The sequence below is a fragment of the Mesorhizobium koreense genome (assembly GCF_031656215.1).
Lineage (GTDB): Bacteria > Pseudomonadota > Alphaproteobacteria > Rhizobiales > Rhizobiaceae > Mesorhizobium_L > Mesorhizobium_L koreense.
The window spans coordinates 2,706,155-2,724,022 of the sequence record NZ_CP134228.1; the positions used below are offsets into that span (position 1 = coordinate 2,706,155).

General features: G+C 63.3%; 13 protein-coding genes. 7 read left to right on the forward strand and 6 right to left on the reverse strand.

Going from position 1 to position 17,868, the window contains the following annotated elements; genetic code table 11:
• Nucleotides 1-73: 73 nt before the first annotated feature.
• Both RBH77_RS12890 and RBH77_RS12895 read right to left on the reverse strand, forming a co-directional pair.
• Nucleotides 74-292 carry a hypothetical protein gene (locus tag RBH77_RS12890; RefSeq protein ID WP_311027998.1) on the reverse strand — a complete coding sequence of 73 codons (219 nt, stop codon included), beginning with the start codon at nt 290-292 and terminating at the stop codon, nt 74-76.
• 19 nt (nt 293-311) lie between these two features.
• Nucleotides 312-2,054 carry a tetratricopeptide repeat protein gene (locus RBH77_RS12895; RefSeq protein WP_311027999.1) on the reverse strand — a complete coding sequence of 581 codons (1,743 nt, stop codon included), beginning with the start codon at nt 2,052-2,054 and terminating at the stop codon, nt 312-314.
• A gap of 228 nt (nt 2,055-2,282) precedes the next feature.
• Between RBH77_RS12895 and RBH77_RS12900 the strand changes: the two genes are divergently transcribed.
• Nucleotides 2,283-3,341, forward strand: coding sequence for an AraC family transcriptional regulator (locus RBH77_RS12900; protein WP_311028000.1), 1,059 nt, complete (start codon nt 2,283-2,285; stop codon nt 3,339-3,341).
• Between the two features lie 69 nt (nt 3,342-3,410).
• Here RBH77_RS12900 and RBH77_RS12905 read toward each other — a convergent pair whose 3' ends face one another.
• Nucleotides 3,411-4,634, reverse strand: coding sequence for an MFS transporter (locus tag RBH77_RS12905; RefSeq protein WP_311028001.1), 1,224 nt, complete (start codon nt 4,632-4,634; stop codon nt 3,411-3,413).
• Between the two features lie 164 nt (nt 4,635-4,798).
• Nucleotides 4,799-6,610 (reverse strand): glycoside hydrolase family 15 protein, encoded by a 1,812-nt coding sequence (locus tag RBH77_RS12910; protein WP_311032530.1) that lies wholly within the window; start codon nt 6,608-6,610, stop codon nt 4,799-4,801.
• A 337-nt stretch (nt 6,611-6,947) separates the two neighbouring features.
• On the opposite strand from RBH77_RS12910, the gene treS reads away from it, so the two are divergent.
• From treS to RBH77_RS12925, 3 genes are read left to right on the forward strand one after another with little or no spacing between them, the layout of a single operon-like run.
• Complete coding sequence (gene treS / locus RBH77_RS12915) at nt 6,948-10,196, forward strand: maltose alpha-D-glucosyltransferase (protein ID WP_442920466.1); 3,249 nt, start codon at nt 6,948-6,950, stop codon at nt 10,194-10,196.
• Nucleotides 10,197-10,220: 24 nt separating this feature from the next.
• Complete coding sequence (locus tag RBH77_RS12920; RefSeq protein WP_311028003.1) at nt 10,221-11,375, forward strand: M20 family metallopeptidase; 1,155 nt, start codon at nt 10,221-10,223, stop codon at nt 11,373-11,375.
• A gap of 56 nt (nt 11,376-11,431) precedes the next feature.
• Nucleotides 11,432-12,133, forward strand: a complete 702-nt coding sequence (locus RBH77_RS12925) for an SDR family NAD(P)-dependent oxidoreductase (protein ID WP_311028004.1) — start codon at nt 11,432-11,434, stop codon at nt 12,131-12,133.
• 2 nt (nt 12,134-12,135) lie between these two features.
• Here the strand turns inward: RBH77_RS12925 and RBH77_RS12930 are convergent, their stop codons facing one another.
• Complete coding sequence (locus tag RBH77_RS12930; protein ID WP_311028005.1) at nt 12,136-13,182, reverse strand: MBL fold metallo-hydrolase; 1,047 nt, start codon at nt 13,180-13,182, stop codon at nt 12,136-12,138.
• Nucleotides 13,183-13,372: 190 nt separating this feature from the next.
• On the opposite strand from RBH77_RS12930, the gene RBH77_RS12935 reads away from it, so the two are divergent.
• The 3 genes from RBH77_RS12935 to RBH77_RS12945 all read left to right on the forward strand — a co-directional run bounded on the left by RBH77_RS12935 (nt 13,373) and on the right by RBH77_RS12945 (nt 16,897).
• A complete protein-coding gene (locus tag RBH77_RS12935; protein WP_311028006.1) occupies nt 13,373-14,620 on the forward strand; it encodes an MFS transporter in 1,248 nt (415 codons plus the stop codon).
• Nucleotides 14,621-14,723: 103 nt separating this feature from the next.
• On the forward strand, nt 14,724-15,848 hold the full coding sequence (locus tag RBH77_RS12940) for an S-(hydroxymethyl)glutathione dehydrogenase/class III alcohol dehydrogenase (protein ID WP_311028007.1): 1,125 nt from the start codon (nt 14,724-14,726) through the stop codon (nt 15,846-15,848).
• A 26-nt stretch (nt 15,849-15,874) separates the two neighbouring features.
• Nucleotides 15,875-16,897 carry a methionine synthase gene (locus RBH77_RS12945; RefSeq protein WP_311028008.1) on the forward strand — a complete coding sequence of 341 codons (1,023 nt, stop codon included), beginning with the start codon at nt 15,875-15,877 and terminating at the stop codon, nt 16,895-16,897.
• Between the two features lie 23 nt (nt 16,898-16,920).
• Here the strand turns inward: RBH77_RS12945 and RBH77_RS12950 are convergent, their stop codons facing one another.
• Entirely contained in the window at nt 16,921-17,766 is an 846-nt protein-coding gene (locus RBH77_RS12950) for an IclR family transcriptional regulator (protein WP_311028009.1), read from the reverse strand.
• Nucleotides 17,767-17,868 lie beyond the last annotated feature (102 nt).

A 17,868-nucleotide genomic window follows, 5' to 3' on the forward strand; every position in this document is an offset into this window, starting at 1 on the left:
TGATCGGGACACTGATCGCCGGTAGGGCCGCCGACGGACCACGTTCGGACTGACGACTCGCCGCTGATCCGGTTCAACCGGGCAGGATATGGAGACGTTTCAGGATACGAACGACTTTGCTTTCTTCTTCGTGCAACGCCATACGTAACGCCTTGAGCGTGTCGTTTATATCTTTGAATTGCTTGCGGTTATCGGCGTTATTCTCGTGACTGAGACGTTCGACGGTGTCCCACTCCGCATCTCTAAGGACCTCGATCGCTTCCTTGAGCGCTTTTAGCCGTTTCTCCGACATCCGGACGACACCCTCCGGCTCAATGAAGCGTCAAGCCGGCCCTGGTGAGGCCGCTGGCCAGGCTTGAAACGAGCGACGGAGCAAGTCGCTCATCCGCCATGTCGGCCTGAAACGTCTCTTCGAATTTCGCGCGAGAGGAGCGAAGCTCGTCAATGGCTGTATGGGCTTCATCGATCCGCCCCAGATAGGCGAGCGTGGCGATGCACAAGAGCTGTGTCATATAGTCATTGCGTCCGTCTACCTGCCGTAACCGTAGGAGCGCTTCTTCGAAACTCCTGCGCCGGAAGGCGTCGAAACCGAGCGTCATTTCGGCGTCCGGGTAGGCCATATATTCGAAGCGGTCCGCCTTACGCGCCAACGCGGCCCCTTCGTCCCACCTTCCTATCATGAAAAGTATTCTGGCAAGCTTCGCCATTCCGGCGAGATTGTTGGGATTGAGGCCGAGTGCGCTGTAACCTTCGGAAACGGCGGCATCGACATTCCCCTCGTTGAATTGCGCAAGCATGAGGGCGAAACGGCTGCGGTCGGAGTCGGGAGCCAACATCACCGAATGCCGGGCATAGGCAAGCGCCTGCTCGCCTGAGCGTGGATCCTCGGCCTGCCTGATGACCAACAGCGACAGGAGCGCGAACGCGTCCGAATCCCCTGGGCGGACCTCGAGCGTCCTCTCGACACAATTACGGATCTGCCGCAGATGCTCGCGCTCGTCGGTTTGGGGGGCAAGCCCGGCCCGCAACAAGCATCCGTTCCCAAGGGTCGGATGAGCCATTTCCCTTGTCGTCTCGACATTGTTGATGACGCCGCGCTCCGAGGCAAAGCGCACGGCAAGTTGCGAGGCTAGTTCCTGTTCCGCATCCTTCTGCGCCAGGCGGTCTGGAATCGCCTGATCGTTTCCGGATCGGATCAATTCGCCGCTGTCGCGATCGATGACCTGCCATACGACGGAGGTCTTGGATATGTCAGACTGATATTTGACCAGAAGACGATACTTGCTCTTGTGCGAAAGCAGCGCGCCAGCCGCGCTCGATACTTGCTTCACATCCGACGTGATATCCGGAGCGCTCAGATGAACGGTTTGAAACCGGGAAAGGGCGATCATGAGATCGTCACGGAAGCGAGCGGCGTCCGAATCCGAAGTCTGGTCCACAGATTGCACTTCCAAGGAAACGCGCGGTTTGTCGGAAATCTCCGGCAGGCGGCTTGCTCCGAACGGATCGACCGGGAGGAGAAGCCCGATACCGAGCAATGCGCCGCCCACCAGACCGCAAAATATCGCAACCGACCGCATCCCTCGCTTGGGGTGAAGGCGGTTGATCTCTCGATTTGCTTGCACATATGCCCGGGGCTCAGGGTGTCCACCGCCCGTCAAGGTCGTCCCATCTGAACCGGAAACACCCGAAAACATAGGCAGGTAGCGTCCACGCGGGAGTTCGATCTTGATCGTGCTGTCGTGGCCAGGCCGCTCGTAGTAGCGAAGCAGGGCCGCGCGTAGCCTTGTTGCCTCGATCCGAACGATCGGGTCGATGGAGGGATCGAAGTTCGAGGGGCGTCCAAAGACGTCGACGGCGATCGAATAGGCCTTGACGGTGTGTTCACGGCCCTGGAACAGCGCTTCCGCTACATATCTCAGGAACTTCTTGTTCCGGTCGGTGCACTGGAAGTCGGGGTCGGAGAGCAACCTTTCCAGTTCTCGTCGCGCTTCCGGCGGGAAGTAGGGATATTTCTCGCGAGCACCTGGACTTTCTTCACCCTCGGCTTCCATTACTGGCTCCCTAGAGTTTGAAGACAGGATCGTCGTGACCGGCCGTCCGACAGATGTTTCAATCCGTCGAGGCGAAAACCACCGGCATGCCTGTTCAATGCCTGAACTACCCTGCCAAGAGCCTCTGGACTACAAGATTAACCCATCACAAAATTGCCGCTATGCAGTTTGTGCCAGAAACGTGGTATAAGCCTGTCGAGGGGTGGGGAAGATCTATTGGATCGTCCCATGCCGAAGGGCGCCGACGCAGCCGCAGGCAATTTGAACCCGCCGGATACCGGGCGGCCGGACGCCGATTCTTTTGGCCGCGCCGACGCGAGGTTGGAAGCACACAATCTCGCGCTGAAAAACCCTGAAGACCTTCGGGAAGCGACCCGCGGCGCTGATCTGCGGATCATACAACTGGCGACGGGCGGCTTCGAGGGCCTTTTGACCCATGCCCAAGTAGGCGGTTTTTCCTTGAGCGCAGGCGATTTCGGGCCGGACATCCGCGCCCGCGGGGTCATGAACGCGGAACTCGTGACGATCGGCACGATGCTGGACAGCAGCGGGGAAGTGTCCCAATGGGATTACGATGTGCGGCCTGGCGACATCATCGTCTTCCCGAAATCGGTCGAGCAGGAGGGACGTTACACCGGACGCTCCCGCTACGTGACGATCACGCTTAGCGAGCAGGAACTGGCGGCGCATGTCAAAACGGAGGGCAGGCTTCAGGAATCCGAATTCTGGACCAGGATACGCCGGTTCCAGCCATCGGAAGCGCAACGAGCCTCGATGCGGGAGTACCTCGCACGAAGGGTACTTCAACTCCGGGAAGGGAAAGTGCCGCTTTCCGCGGCAGGAATCGATTTCTTTCGGCGCTCGGTCCTGGAGGCCTTCGTCGGCTGCATTGCCGGTGAAGTGCAGGATGATCGTGAGGAACAGTATTTCCGTGGCGCCAGACTTGTGCGGGATGTGGAAGACTATGTCGACGCGTTGAGGCCGGGCAGACCGGTGCACATATCCGAGCTTTGCTCTGTGCTTCTCGTTTCGCGCCGCAAGCTGCACCGCGCATTCCAGGATACGATAGGGGTGGGACCAATGGCATATTTGCGCCTGAGACGCCTTTCCGCCGCTCACAATGCCTTGAGGAGCGGTAGGATGGCTGGGGGAAGCGTCACGCAGACTGCTCTTGAATACGGCTTCTGCGATCTTGGACGCTTTGCGAGCTATTATCGACGTATCTTCGACGAGGCCCCGTCGGAAACGATCCGATCCGCGCAGCTTCGCGGGGTTCGTCCGGCCTGACCGCCCGCGCGCCGGCCGTGATATCCGAAAAGCTTTGGTGTTGACTGACGGTAATAGACCTGAGGCGGTTCAACGCCGGCGCCACCGCGCGCCTCTTGTTTCGATACCCTCTGGTCGGGCGTCCCGTGAGAAGAGGTAGATGGCAACCGCTATGCCCAACGTAAGCGCGTAAAAGCCGAACAGCGCGGAATAAGCGACGACCGGCTTGCCGGGTACGGTCGCGGCGGTAGCGACCGCGCCCGTCAGGAACTGCATGACGCCGACGGTTCCCATCGAGAAGAAGTTGAGGAGCGCCATGCCGCGTCCTGTCAGATGCGACGGCAGGTAAGCCCGGGCGTGCGCCATGATGAGGGCGTAGCTGGCGCCGAAGAGCCCGATCAGCACCAGCGAGACGGTGACGCGCGCAATGCCGCTCTCGGGGAACAGCGCAAGGAAGGCAACGACGAGCACCGACCCCGTGTTGCCGGCGACCGCCACCCATTTGCGCGTGCCGAAGATCGTGTCGAGCGGCCCGTAGACGAAGGAGCCCGTCACCACCGCGATCGCCATGAACAGCGTGACATGACCGATAAGCAGCGAATCGGCGCCGTAGACGTCGGTGAGATAGGGCCCGGCCCACAGGCCGAGAATGCCGACCGACGGCGCATAGTTCATGCCGACCAGCGGGATGATCGGCCACAGCTTCCTGATCCGCAGCGCCTCGATGAAGCCGGCGAAGCCTACGCCAGCACGCGGATTCTTCTCGATCTTAGGGTCGCTGACCAGCGCCATCAGGGCAAGGCCGGTGAGGACGGAAACGGCGGCGAGCGCCAGCATGACGTGACGCCATCCGAAGAATTCCGCCGCGGCGGCAAGCGGCGAAGTGCCGGCCACATTACCCGCCGATCCGAAGGCGATCATCCACGATGTCATCACGGCAAGCCGCGCCGGTGGATAGGAATGGGCGAATATGAAGATGGATGCCATGAGGACGGGCGCGCAGCCGGCGCCCAGAAGGACCATCGCCACGACGATCATCCACGGAGCGGTGGCGAGCCCGAAAATAAGCGCTCCACCGCCGCCGCAAAAAGCCAGCATTGTCGCGACCGTGATTTTCGGACCGTATTTGTCGAGACTGACCCCGACCACGAACTGGAGAAGCGCAAACGCCGCGAACCATGCACCCGACGCCAGCGACAGATCCGCCTTGGTAGCGCCGAGTTCGAGCGTCAGCGCGGGCGTCAGCACCGCCAGGAAGGACCGGTAGAACTGCGACAGCACGTAAGCGATGCCGAGGGCGGCTATACCAGCCATGAAGAGGACCTCCGCGTCCGGCGGGACCGAAACTGCTTTTCGGGATACGGATTCTTTGCTGTCGATCAGCGTCCGCTTACTATCAGGTTTCGGGCAAGGCGCGAGCCGGATTTTGGTCCTGTAAAGGAGAAAAGCCTAGGGCAGCGCCGGGACGGGGCCCTCCATCACCTCGGTTCGCCATGTTTCGCCGTTTCCTGGGCGGTAGGGGCATCGCTCTCCGAACGCTGCTGCGCCGGGCCATGGGCGTCGATCAAATTATAGGCGGTGTTGACGAGGCCGATATGGGAAAAGGCCTGCGGGAAATTGCCGAGGAGCCGTTTCGAAACCGTATCGTACTCCTCCGCGAGGAGGCCCAGATCGTTGCGCAGCGCAAGCAGGTTTTCGAAGAGTTCGGCTGCGTCGTCGATGCGCCCGACCAGCACGTAGGCATCGGCCAGCCAGAACGAGCATGCAAGGAACGCACCCTCGCGCCCGCCAACGCCGTCATCGACATCGTCCGTCGAGTAACGTTGTACCAGACCGTCCTGTCGCAATTCGCGTTCGATGGCTTCGATCGTGCCGACGACGCGCGGATCGTCGGGCCGCAGGAAGCCGGATTGCGCGATGAGCAGGAGCGAGGCGTCGAGCGCTTCCCTACCGTAGCATTGAACGAAGGTGTTGCGCTTCTTGTCGAAGCCGTTCTCGCAGATGTCGGCATGGATGGCATCGCGGCACTCGCGCCAGTGATCGGTTGGCCCTTCCAGGCCGAAATGTTCGGCGGACTTGATGGCGCGGTCGAAGGCAACCCAGCACATCATACGGGAATGGGTGAAGGCGCGCGCCGGTCCGCGCACTTCCCAGATGCCGCGATCCGGCTTCCGCCACACGGTCTCCAGATGGGCGAGGATCGATTTCTGAAGCCGCCACGCTTCGTCGAGCGGGCTGAGTTCGGCTTCGCGGGCAGCATGCAGCACTTCCATCAACTCGCCGTAAACGTCGAGTTGCATCTGGTCGGCGGCCGCGTTGCCGACGCGCACCGGCGAGCTTTTCTCGTAGCCCCGCAGCCAGTCGATTTCGTTTTCCGTAAGGCGCCGTTCTCCCGCCACGCCGTACATGATCTGCAATTGCCTCGGATGACCGGCAACGGCGCGCAGGAGCCACTGGCGCCAGGCTTCCGCCTCGCTCCGGTAGCCGCCGTTCAGGAGCGCATAGAGCGTGAGAGCCGAATCGCGGATCCACGCGTAGCGATAGTCCCAGTTTCGGCTGCCGCCGATCGCTTCGGGGAGCGAGGTTGTCGGGGCGGCGACGATGCCGCCGGTCGGGGCATAGGTCAAAAGCTTGAGCGTGATAAGCGAACGGACTACCGCATCGCGCCAGTTCTCGTCGTCATAGTCGAAACGGCAGCGTTTCGACCATTCGCGCCACCATGTCACCGTCCGGTCGAGGCTCTCGTTGCGGTCGGGCACGAAATGCGGCGTCTTGTGCGAGCGGTGATAGGAAAGCGTGAAGGGCACGCTCTGGCCCTTCTTCACGGTAAAGGCGCCGAGCGTCTTCATGTCGCGACCGCCCAGGCCGATATGCGTGTGTAGTTCCACCGTGTCCGGTCCGGCGACCGCCGAAAGCCCGTAATCGCGCCGCTGCACCCACGGCACGGTACGGCCGTAATTGAAGCGCAGCACCAGTTCCATCGCCATCTCGACGCTGCCCTTCTCGCCCTTGACGATGCGGACGACGTCGACCTTCTCCTCGTCGTCGGTCAACGGCATGAAATCGGTTAGCGTGACGGCGCCGGCGTCGGTCTCGAAGCGCGTTTCAAGGACCGCGGTGCCGGGGAGATAGCGGCGGCTGATACGGCAGCGCTCGGCGCGCGGAGCGATCAGCCAGCGGCCGTTTTCCGGTCCGCCCAAAAGTGCGGCGAAGCAGGCATCGGAATCGAAACGCGGCAGGCAAAGCCAGTCTATCGAGCCTCCGCGCGAGACGAGCGCGGCGGAAATCATGTTACCGATCAGGCCGTAATCCTCGATCGGCCTGAAGGATGCGTTCTGGTGGGAACTCACGTCCTGGCGCCTCGGTCGATCGCGGGGCGGGAGAGGGGATGAAAGGCAGGCATGCCGTTCAAATGTCGCATGACCCTCGAATTTCAAGCTCGCCGGCTGGATTCGTCAAAGACGAACCGCGCGCTCCCGCTGCCTCCCGTGTTGACGCATGCGGACATTTTTCGGAACCTCATCGGCACTCGATTCATTGCGTCCGGGAAAACAGGCGTTCGCTCTCGCGAAACGATCAGCAGGAAATCCATCGGCAATGAAAGCACCGCGTCACCGCGCCGACGGTATCATCGATCGCAGCCAGACAGACTGGTACAAGGATGCGATCGTCTATCAATTGCACGTCAAGGCGTTCCAGGACGCCAACAATGACGGCATAGGTGATTTCGCCGGGTTGATGCAGCGGCTGGACTATGTCCAGGATCTCGGCGTCACCGCGATCTGGCTTCTGCCGTTCTATCCGTCGCCGCTGCGTGACGACGGCTACGACATCTCGGATTATACCGCCATCAATCCGGCATACGGACGGATGCGCGATTTCCGCGCCTTCATCGCCGAGGCGCATCGGCGGGGCCTGCGGGTCATCACCGAACTCGTCATCAACCACACCTCCGACCAGCATCCCTGGTTCCAGAGGGCGCGCCGCGCAAAGCCGGGATCGGCGGCGCGGGATTTCTATGTGTGGAGCGACACGGACCAGAAATTCCCAGAGACGCGCATCATCTTCCTCGACACGGAGAAATCGAACTGGACCTGGGACCCGGAGGCGGGCGCCTATTTCTGGCATCGCTTTTACTCGCACCAGCCGGACCTCAATTTCGATAATCCGCGCGTGCTGCGGGAAGTCCTGAGGATCATGCGCATGTGGCTGGACATGGGCGTGGACGGGCTGCGGCTCGACGCCATCCCCTATCTGGTTGAGCGCGAGGGCACCAATAACGAGAACCTGCCGGAGACGCATGTCATCCTGAAGAAGATACGTGCCGAACTCGACGCTCATTATTCCGACCGGATGCTGCTCGCTGAGGCCAATCAGTGGCCGGAGGACACGCGTCCCTATTTCGGCGACGGCGACGAGTGCCAGATGGGATTCCACTTCCCGCTCATGCCGCGCATGTACATGGCGCTGGCGCAGGAGGACCGGCATCCGGTCACCGACATCATCCGCCAGACCCCGGACATCCCCGAGAACTGCCAATGGGGAATTTTCCTCCGTAACCATGACGAACTGACGCTCGAAATGGTGACGGACCAGGAGCGCGACTATCTCTGGCGCACCTATGCGGAGGATTCGCGCGCCCGCATCAATCTCGGCATCCGCCGGCGGCTGGCGCCGCTCATGCAGAACGATCGCCGCAAGATCGAGTTGATGAATTCGCTTCTGCTTTCGATGCCCGGCACGCCGATCCTCTATTACGGCGACGAGGTCGGCATGGGCGACAATTACTATCTCGGCGACCGCGACGGGGTGCGTACGCCGATGCAGTGGTCGTCGGACCGGAATGCGGGTTTCTCGCGCGCGGACCCGCAGCAGCTTTACCTGCCCGTCATCCTCGATCCGGTCTACGGCTACCAGGCGATCAATGTCGAAGGAGAGAGCCGCGATCCTTCCTCGCTGCTCAACTGGACGCGGCGGATGATCGCCGTGCGCAAAGAGCATCCGGCCTTCGGACGCGGCACGACGGTTCTGCTCTACCCGCGCAACCGCAAGGTGCTCGCCTATGTCCGCCAGTATGACGGCGACAGCATCCTTTGCGTGGTCAACCTGTCGCGCGCCGCGCAGGCGGTGGAACTCGACCTCGCGCAATGGAAGGGCGCGGTGCCGATCGAGCTTACGGGACGCTCAGCCTTTCCGCCCATCGGCGATCTTCCTTATCTCGTCACGTTGCCGGCCTACGGCTTCTACTGGTTCCTGCTGGCAGCTGAGGGCGAGGCGCCGCGCTGGCACCAGCCGCAGCCGGAGGTGCTGCCCGAATTCGTTACGCTCACCTGTCGCGACGGGCGTGTCGGCTCGGCGCTTTCGGGCCGCGAGAAGGAATTACTGGAAGACGATATCCTGCCTAAATTCCTGCCTTTGCAGCAATGGTACGCGGATGGCGACAGGCCTATTGGCGAGATCGGACTCTCAACATTTGCCGAAACCGCGGACGGACATCATGCGCTCGCTTCGGCCGTCGTGACGGCAAATGGCGGCAGGCGGGAATATCTGCTGCCGCTTTCCGCGCTCTGGGGCGAGGAGCATCTGGATGCCGGCACCGCGCAGCTTTCGCATACGCTCGGCAAGCTCAGGCGCGGCGCGAGGGTCGGCGCACTGGTCGATGGGGCGTTCGACGCGGATTTTTCGCGGCGGATCGTCGCCGGCATGCGCGGCGAAGCCGTATTCGAAGACACGGGAACCATCGTCTTTTCCGGGACGGAGGCGCTCGACCGGCTGCCGGCTGTCAGCGATCCCTATCCGGTCGCGGTGGGCGAGGCCAATGTCTCGATCGCGTTCGGGACCGATCTCGTGCTGAAATTCTACCGGCGTATTCGCAGGAGTATCAGGCCGGATATCGAAATCCAGAGGTTCCTGACCGAGCGTGCCGGCTTCCGCTACACGCCGACCTTTCTGGGCGAGATGGCACACCGGCCCGAAAGTGGCGACCCGGCGACGCTCGCGGCCGCCTTCGGCTATCTTCAGAACCAGGGCAATGCGCGGAACGCGCTCGCCGACGCTCTTCAGCGCGATCTTGAGGATTTCGAACTGGCTCCGTCGGTCGAGACGGGCACGACGAAGGCGGAATTCGTTTTCCCCCTGACGATCGGATCGTTGCTCGGGCAAAGAACGGCGGAAATGCATCGGGCGCTGGCGACTGCTACGGATGATCCAGCCTTTGCCGCCGAAAAGATTACGCACCGGCATGTCGAGGCGTGGACGGAACAGGCGCTCGAGGGATTCGACCGGGTGCCGGATCATCTTGAGCGATTGCGGCACGGCCTGCCGGAAAGGGCGGACGTGGCGGTCGAAACGGTGGTGAAGGCGCGCGATGTGCTCCGCTCCCGGCTTAGAGTGGCGTCGGGGATGCGGCCGAGTGGCGGTATCTCTCGTATCCACGGCGATTATCGGCTTGGCAGGGTACTGCTGGCAAAGGACGATCTGGCGATCGTCGGCTTCGGCGGCGCGCCCGATGCCGGTCGCGACAAGGCGTCACCGCTTGCCGATGTCGCTTCCATGCTCCTCTCGTTCCATGAGACGGCGGCGAGGACGTTTAATGCCGCGCAACCCGCGCCGGACCGTGAGCCGGTGCTTGCGGGAAGGCTGGCGGAATGGAGTATGGCGGCGCGGCGCGATTTCCTCGATGCCTACCGTGAGCATGTCGCCGGTTCGCCGTCCGATTCGCGCGATACCCGTCTCACCGAAGCGCTGCTCGACCTTTTCGTGATCGGTCGTGCCGCGCGGGCGATCAACGCGGCTGCTGTGCAGGGCTCTGCGCCAATCGAAGGGGCGCTCGCCGCCCTAGCGGAACTGGCCCGCCCGGGGCTAGATGATCTCTAAATATCCACTCTGTCCGAGGCTTCCATGCATTCTTCCGTCGATCACTTTCTCGATGAGCTCAAAACCTGGATTGAGGTCGAGACGCCGACACATGACCGCGAGGCGGTCAATCGTCTCGGTACGCTGATCGAAAAGACCTGTCGCGCCGAGGGACTGATTGTCGACCGCGTCTCCGGCGCGCCGGGGCTCGGCGATACGATCCGGGCTCGAAGCATCGCACCGAATGGCCGCAAGGGCCTGCTGGTGCTGGCGCACTTCGATACGGTCCATCCTACCGGCACGCTTGCCGACGGCTTGCCATGGCGGCGTGACGGCGACCGGCTCTACGGGCCGGGCACGTCGGACATGAAGGCTTGCGGCCTGCTCACGATCGAGGCGTGGCGGACGATCAGGGCCGAAGACAGGGTGCCGGATCATCCGATCACCTTCCTGTTCACGCCGGACGAGGAGATCGGCAGCCCCGGCTCGCGCGGGGTCATCGAAGCGGAAGCGCGCAACGCCTTCGCCGTGCTGGTCGTGGAGGCGGCGCGCGACGGCGGCAAGATCGTCACGGCGCGTAAGGGCGTGGCGCGGTTTACCGTCAAGGCCGAGGGCGTGGCCTCGCACGCCGGGACGGCATTCGACAAGGGAGCGAGCGCCATCAGCGAGATGGCGCGCCAGATCGCCTATCTCGACAGTCTGGTCGATATTGGGAGGGGCATTACGCTCAATGTCGGGCTGATCGACGGCGGCACCGCGCCCAATACGGTGGCGCAGTTCTGCACGATCGAAGTCGATGTGCGTGTCAGGACGCTCGATCAGGCCGAGCCGATCGTGAAGGCAATCCACGGTATCAAACCGCACAATCCCAATGTGCGGCTTACCGTTGAAGGCGATCTGAACCGGCCACCCTTCTTCCCCGATGCGGGCTCGACGGCGCTGTTCGAGCATGCCCGCAAGCTCGCCGCCCCGATCGGCATCGATCTCGTCGGCATCCATGCCGGCGGCGGCAGCGACGGCAATTTCACTGCCGCGCTCGGGGTGCCGACCCTTGATGGGCTCGGTGTCGACGGTGCGGGCGCGCATACGCTGCAGGAGCATATCTTCATCTCGAGCGTCGAACCGCGCGTCGATCTCTTTGCCGCGCTTCTGGCCGAGACGACGCCCGCCGACGTCGACGCAGGTGAGCGGACGCTATAGGGGCTTGCATTCCGCCTTCGATCCGCGCGGAATGACGAAATCTGGAGGAGATGCCCATGGCCAGTCTGCTGGAAGGCAGGAACATCGTCGTCACTGGCGGTACCGGCGCGCTCGGCCAGGCGGTCGTCGCCCGCTTCCTGAAGGCCGGGGCGATCTGCCATGTGCCGAGCCGCAAGGCAGCGGGCAAGCCGGGCTCCTGGGGCGACGGTCAGGTCAGTATTGTTCCGGAGATCGACCTGACCGACGAGGAGGCCGTCGGCCGCTTCTATGACGCCGTTCCTGCTCTTTGGGCGTCCGTCCATCTGGCCGGAGGCTTCGCCATGGCGCCGCTTGCCGACACTTCACGCGCGGATTTTTTGCGCATGATGGAGATGAACGCCATGACTGTCTTCATCTGCTGTCGCGCGGCGGCGCATAACATGCGCAAGACCGGGCAGGGCGGGCGCCTCGTCAATGTCTCGGCGCGGCCCGGGCTCGATCCGCGCAAGGGCGGCGGTATGGTCGCGTATGCGGCGAGTAAGGCGGCGGTGACGGCGATCACGCTGGCGCTTTCGGAGGAACTGAAGAACGACCGCATCCTCGTAAATGCCGTCGCGCCCTCGACCATCGATACGCCGACCAATCGCGAGGCGATGCCGAATGCCGACACGTCGAAATGGCTGTCGCCGAAGGCCGCGGCCGAAGCGATCATCGGCCTCGCCTCGCCGTCCAACATGGAGATCAACGGCGCGGTGCTGCCGCTTTTCGCGCGGGCGTAACGTCAGGCGGCCTCGACGCGGATATTGCCGTCTTTCGATGTGGCGTGGCGAAGTTCGCCGCGGTTAAGCATGAAATTCACATGCGCATGCACCTCCGAGAAGGCGAAGCTTAGCTGGTGCGGGTCGAGTGCGCGGGTAAAGAGAACCGGGACGAGGTCGGCGACCGAATGCGGCTTCGTTGCGCAGGCCTCGGCGATCAGGGCGCAGCGTCCCGCGTGGTGTTCCGCAAGTTCGTCGCAGCGCTCGTGCAGGCCGTGGAATGGGAGTTGGTGGCCCGGCAGCACCAGCGCGTCGGCCGGAATGTCGGTCTTGAGACGCTTCAGCGAGCGAAGATAGAGGCCGAGCGGATCGCCGTCCGGGTTTACGGCCCAGACGCTGATATTGGGGCTGATCCGCGCGATCACCTGGTCGGCCGCGAGGAAAACGTTCTCCGAGGGGCAGTAGAGCATCAGTTGCTCCGGCGCGTGGCCATCGCCGGTCAGCGCCCTGAACTCGCGGCCGCCGATCGTAAGCGTGTCGCCGTCGACCACGCGGCTGAAGGTCGGCGGCAGGGGCGCCACCATTTTCAGGTAGCTGTGACCCTGCGAACTGACGAGATCGACCGTTTCCGGCGCCATGCCGTGGCGGGCGTAGAAGTCGCGATACGGCTTTGCGTCGAGTGAACCGGGGCTGAGCGAGATGGTCAGGCAGCCGAGATAGGCGGTCTGGGTAGTGAAAAGCGGCATGTCGTGCCGCTCGCACAGCCACCCGGCGAGGCCGATGTGGTCGGGATGGTAGTGCGTCACGATCAGCCGTGTCAGCCGCCGTCCGGCCAGTGCTCCACCAGCGAGCGCGTGCCAGAGGTCGCGCGTCGGCTGGTCGCCGATGCCGGTGTCGAGCACGGCCCATCCGTCGCCATCCTCGATCAGGTAGATGTTTACATGGTCGAGTCGGAAGGGGAGCGGTATGCGCGTCCACAGGATTCCCGGCGCAAGTTCGATGACCGCACCGCGCTCCGGCGGTTCCTCATAAGGGAAGGAAAGGCGGCTTTCTTCGTTCTTCTTCAGCATCGGATGCTCCAGTTGGGGCGTCCGTACACGAAACTGGCCGGCAATGCAGCAGGGATGAACGTTGCTGCGACCGAAAGTTCAACGCTCTGCTCCGCTGGCCTGGAACAGCATAAGAGGAGCGGTGGAACTGCCCGACATGGGTGATTTGCCGGATGGTGCCGCTCCGCCCAGCCGAAACAAGCGAGACGCCATGCCGACTGCAATCCATACCGGGGATCCGTATACCTCCGATATAGACGGCCGCTATGCCTGGATCCGGCTTGCCGTGTCCATGCTCATTGCCACCCTCGGCGGGGCCGGCATGTGGGCGGTGGTCGTGGTATTGCCAGCCGTGCAGGCGGAGTTTTCAGTCGATCGTAGCGAGGCGTCTCTTCCTTATACGCTGACCATGGTGGGTTTCGCCGTCGGCAATGTCCTGATCGGACGCGCGGTCGACCGGTACGGCTACATGCTGCCGGCTATGGTCGCCGCGATCATGATGGGCTGCGGCTTCGTCGCCGCTTCGGCGAGCGGCTCGCTCGCTCAGTTCGCGCTGGCGCACGGCTTCCTGATCGGCATCGGCACGGCGGCGACCTTCGGCCCGCTCATCGCCGATCTGTCGCACTGGTTCCGCAGGCATCGCGGCAAGGCCGTGGCCGCGGCGGCCTGCGGCAATTATCTGGCGGGCGTGATCTGGCCGATCGTCATCGAGGCTTTCATGCGCGCCGGCGGATGGCGGGAGGCCTATCTCGGCGTCGGCATTATATGCGTCGTGGCGATGGTGCCGCTTCTTTTCCTCATGCGGCGCAAGTCTCCGCACCACGTGGCGTCGGCAGAGGCGCGCGCGCATTCGGATGAGCATGTCAGGCCGATCGCGGTTTCCCCCGCCACGTTGCAGTTCCTCCTGATCCTCGCCGGGCTAGGCTGCTGCGTCGCCATGTCGATGCCGCAGGTTCATATGGTCGCCTATTGTACCGATTTGGGTTACGGGGCCGCCGCCGGGGCGCATATGCTGTCGCTGATGCTGGCTGGCGGCGTGGTCAGCCGGCTTTCCTCGGGCGTGCTCGCGGATCGCATCGGCGGCATCCCGACCTTGCTCATCGGCTCCGTGCTGCAATGCGTGGCGCTGTTTCTCTATATCCCCTTCGACGGACTCGCCTCGCTTTACGTCGTGTCGCTGGTTTTCGGACTGGCGCAGGGCGGCATCGTGCCGTGCTACGCCATCATCGTGCGCGAGTATCTGCCGGCGGCGGAGGCCGGCAAACGCGTCGGCATCGTCATCATGGCGACCATCGCCGGCATGGCGATCGGCGGCTGGATATCCGGCTGGATCTACGACCAGACGGGGTCATACGAGGCTGCCTTCCTTAACGGGATCGTCTGGAACCTGATGAACATCTCGGTGATGACCGTCCTGCTCTTCCGTTCCGGCCGGGGCGCAAGCGCGGCGCCTGCCTGACGCGCAGTTCCCGCGAATTGATCGGATGAAGATCAGCCTGTAAGCAGTTGATCGGGAATCATGCCGCGCCTCGCGGCGACGACAATTCAGGGAGAATCCGGCCATGAAGACACGCGCCGCCGTCGCCTTTGCCGCAGGCAAGCCGCTGGAGATCATGGAGGTCGATCTCGACGGACCGAGGGAAGGCGAGGTGCTGGTCGAGGTGAAGGCAACCGGCATCTGCCACACCGACGAGTTCACGCTTTCAGGCGCCGATCCGGAAGGGCTGTTCCCTGCGATCCTCGGCCATGAGGGAGCCGGCGTGGTGGTCGATGTCGGCAAGGGCGTGACGAGCGTGAAGAGGGGCGATCACGTCATCCCGCTCTATACGCCGGAATGCCGGCAGTGCCCCTCCTGCCTGTCGCGCAAGACCAATCTGTGCACCGCGATCCGCGCCACGCAGGGGCAGGGACTTATGCCCGACGGCACCAGCCGTTTCTCGATCGGCAAGGACAAGATCCACCACTATATGGGCTGCTCGACCTTCTCCAATTTCACCGTTCTGCCGGAGATCGCGGTAGCGAAGGTCGATCCCGAGGCTCCGTTCGACAAGATCTGCTATATCGGATGCGGGGTGACGACCGGCATTGGCGCGGTGATCAACACGGCAAAGGTGGAAGAGGGTGCGACTGCCGCCGTCTTCGGGCTCGGCGGCATCGGGCTGAACGTCATCCAGGGCCTGAGGCTTGCCGGCGCCGACATGATCATCGGCGTCGATCTCAACAACGACAAGAAGGCGTGGGGCGAGCGCTTCGGCATGACGCATTTCGTCAACCCGAAAGAGGTCGGCGACGTGGTGGCGCATCTCGTCAACATGACGAAGCGCGGGGCCGACCAGATCGGCGGGGCGGACTACACCTTCGACTGCACCGGCAATGTCACGGTGATGCGGCAGGCGCTGGAAGCCAGCCATCGCGGCTGGGGCCAGTCGATCGTGATCGGCGTTGCCGGCGCGGGGCAGGAAATCACGACAAGGCCGTTCCAGCTTGTCACCGGCCGCGTATGGAAGGGCACTGCCTTTGGTGGTGCGCGAGGCCGTACCGACGTGCCGAAGATCGTCGACTGGTACATGGCAGGCAAGATCGAGATCGATCCGATGATCACCCACACGCTGAAACTCGAGGAGATCAATAAGGGGTTCGATCTCATGCATGCCGGCGAGTCGATCCGGAGCGTGGTGGTGTATTGAGCAAGGGTTCGAAGAGGGAGGAGAAAATGCTGTTTCCAGCGACGATCGCGGGCAGCCTGCCGAAGCCGGGCTGGCTGGCGGAGACCGAAAAGCTCTGGCCGAAATGGAAGCTCGAGGGCGAAGCGCTGACGCAGGCGCAGCGCGACGCGGCGCTGGTATGGATCAAGCACCAGGAAGATGCCGGGATTTCGGTCGTCAGCGATGGCGAGCAGTTTCGCCGGCATTTCGTGCATGGTTTCCTGGAGAGCGTCGAAGGCATCGATTGGCAACGCATGACCCGGATGGGCATCCGCAACAATCGCTATGAGGCGGACGTACCGACCGTGACCGGCGCAGTCAGGCGCAGCCGCTCTGTTCACCGCGACGAGGCGGCGTTTTGCCGTGCCCATGCCAAGGGCGGCCTCAAGTTCACGCTGCCCGGCCCGATGACGATCTGCGACACGCTCGCGGACGCGCGTTACGGCAGCCGCGCCGACATGGCGATGGCCTTCGCCGAGATCCTGAACGAGGAGGCGCTGGAACTGGAGGCAGCCGGCGTCGATGTCATCCAGTTCGACGAACCGGCCTTCAACGTCTTCATGGACGAGGTCAACGAATGGGGCGTGGCGGCGCTGGAGCGCGCCGCGCGCGGGCTCAAATGCGCCACCGCCGTGCATATCTGCTACGGCTACGGCATCAAGGCCAATATCGAGTGGAAGCAGGCGCTTGGCGCCGAATGGCGCCAGTACGAACGCATCTTCCCGGCGCTGAATGCTTCGGCGATAGGCGGGGTCTCACTCGAATGCGCCAACTCGCATGTGCCGATGTCGCTGATCGGGCTGCTTTCGGACAAGCAGATCCTGGTCGGCGCGATCGATGTAGCGACCGACAGGGTGGAGACGCCCGAAGAGGTCCTGGGCGTCATCGAGGAGGCGCTGAAATACGCCGATGCCGAACGTATCCAGCCCTGTACAAATTGCGGGCTCGCGCCGCGTTCGCGCGCGATCGCGGAAGCGAAGCTTATTGCGCTGGGCGCTGGGGCGCGGCTGGCGCGGGAGAAACTCAGGTAGGTATAGACGGCGCCGGCTGCGGGCTATGATATCTCCTGGCCTGTTCCTTCCGGCCTTCGCCCGCCCGACGCTATGGTAAGGGCGTCGGCGGCTTCGCGCACCTTTGGTGCGAGTTCCCCGATGCGTTCATAAGGTAGCCTGACCGCCGGGCCGGAGACGGAAAGGCCGGCAATCGCCTCGCCATATTCGTTGAAGATTGGGGCGGCTATGCAGCGCATACCGACGGTGTGCTCCTCGTCGTCCAGTGACCAGCCGCGCGCACGGATCGCCTCCAGATCGGCGTGCAGCGCCGGCTGCGTGTCGAGCGTCTTTTCGGTGAAGCGTTCCAGCTTGCGGTGGCCGAGCAGGCTCCTGACTTCGCAGTCGGGACGGGCTGCGAGGATCGCCTTGCCGATGCCCGAGGCATGCATCGGGCCGCGCCGGCCCGGCCGGAAAAAGGCACGCATCGGCGCGTGGCTCTCGATCTGTGAGACGAAGACCACGTCGCCTCCATCTTCGATGGCTAGGTTGGCCGTCTCACCGCTCTCCTGCATCAAAGCGGTCAGGAAGGGGCGGCTGATCGCGCCGAGCTTGCGCTGGCGCAAGAAGCCGTTACCGATCTCGAAAGCCTTTACGCCGATCGTCCACTGGCCCGTTTCCGGGTCGGCGGCGACCATGCCGTGGCTGGCAAGCGAAGTAAGCAGTCGGTGCGTGGTCGAGGGCGCCATCCCGGCGGCTTCGGCGATATCGGTCAGAAGCGCGCCGTCGCGGGAAGACACGATCGCCAGCATGTTTAGCGCGCGGTCGAGCACCTGCACCGAGGCGGGCGCGGCATGTTCTCCCGGCTTGCGGCCGCGTCTCGCGCGATGCGGCTCTGCTGTCTGGTCCATTTCCGTCCCGGCCTTGTTCGTTTCTCCCTTACACCACCGGCATGGATGGCGGACAAGGGCATCCGTTCGGCAAAACTTGAAGATCATTATTTCCATACCATG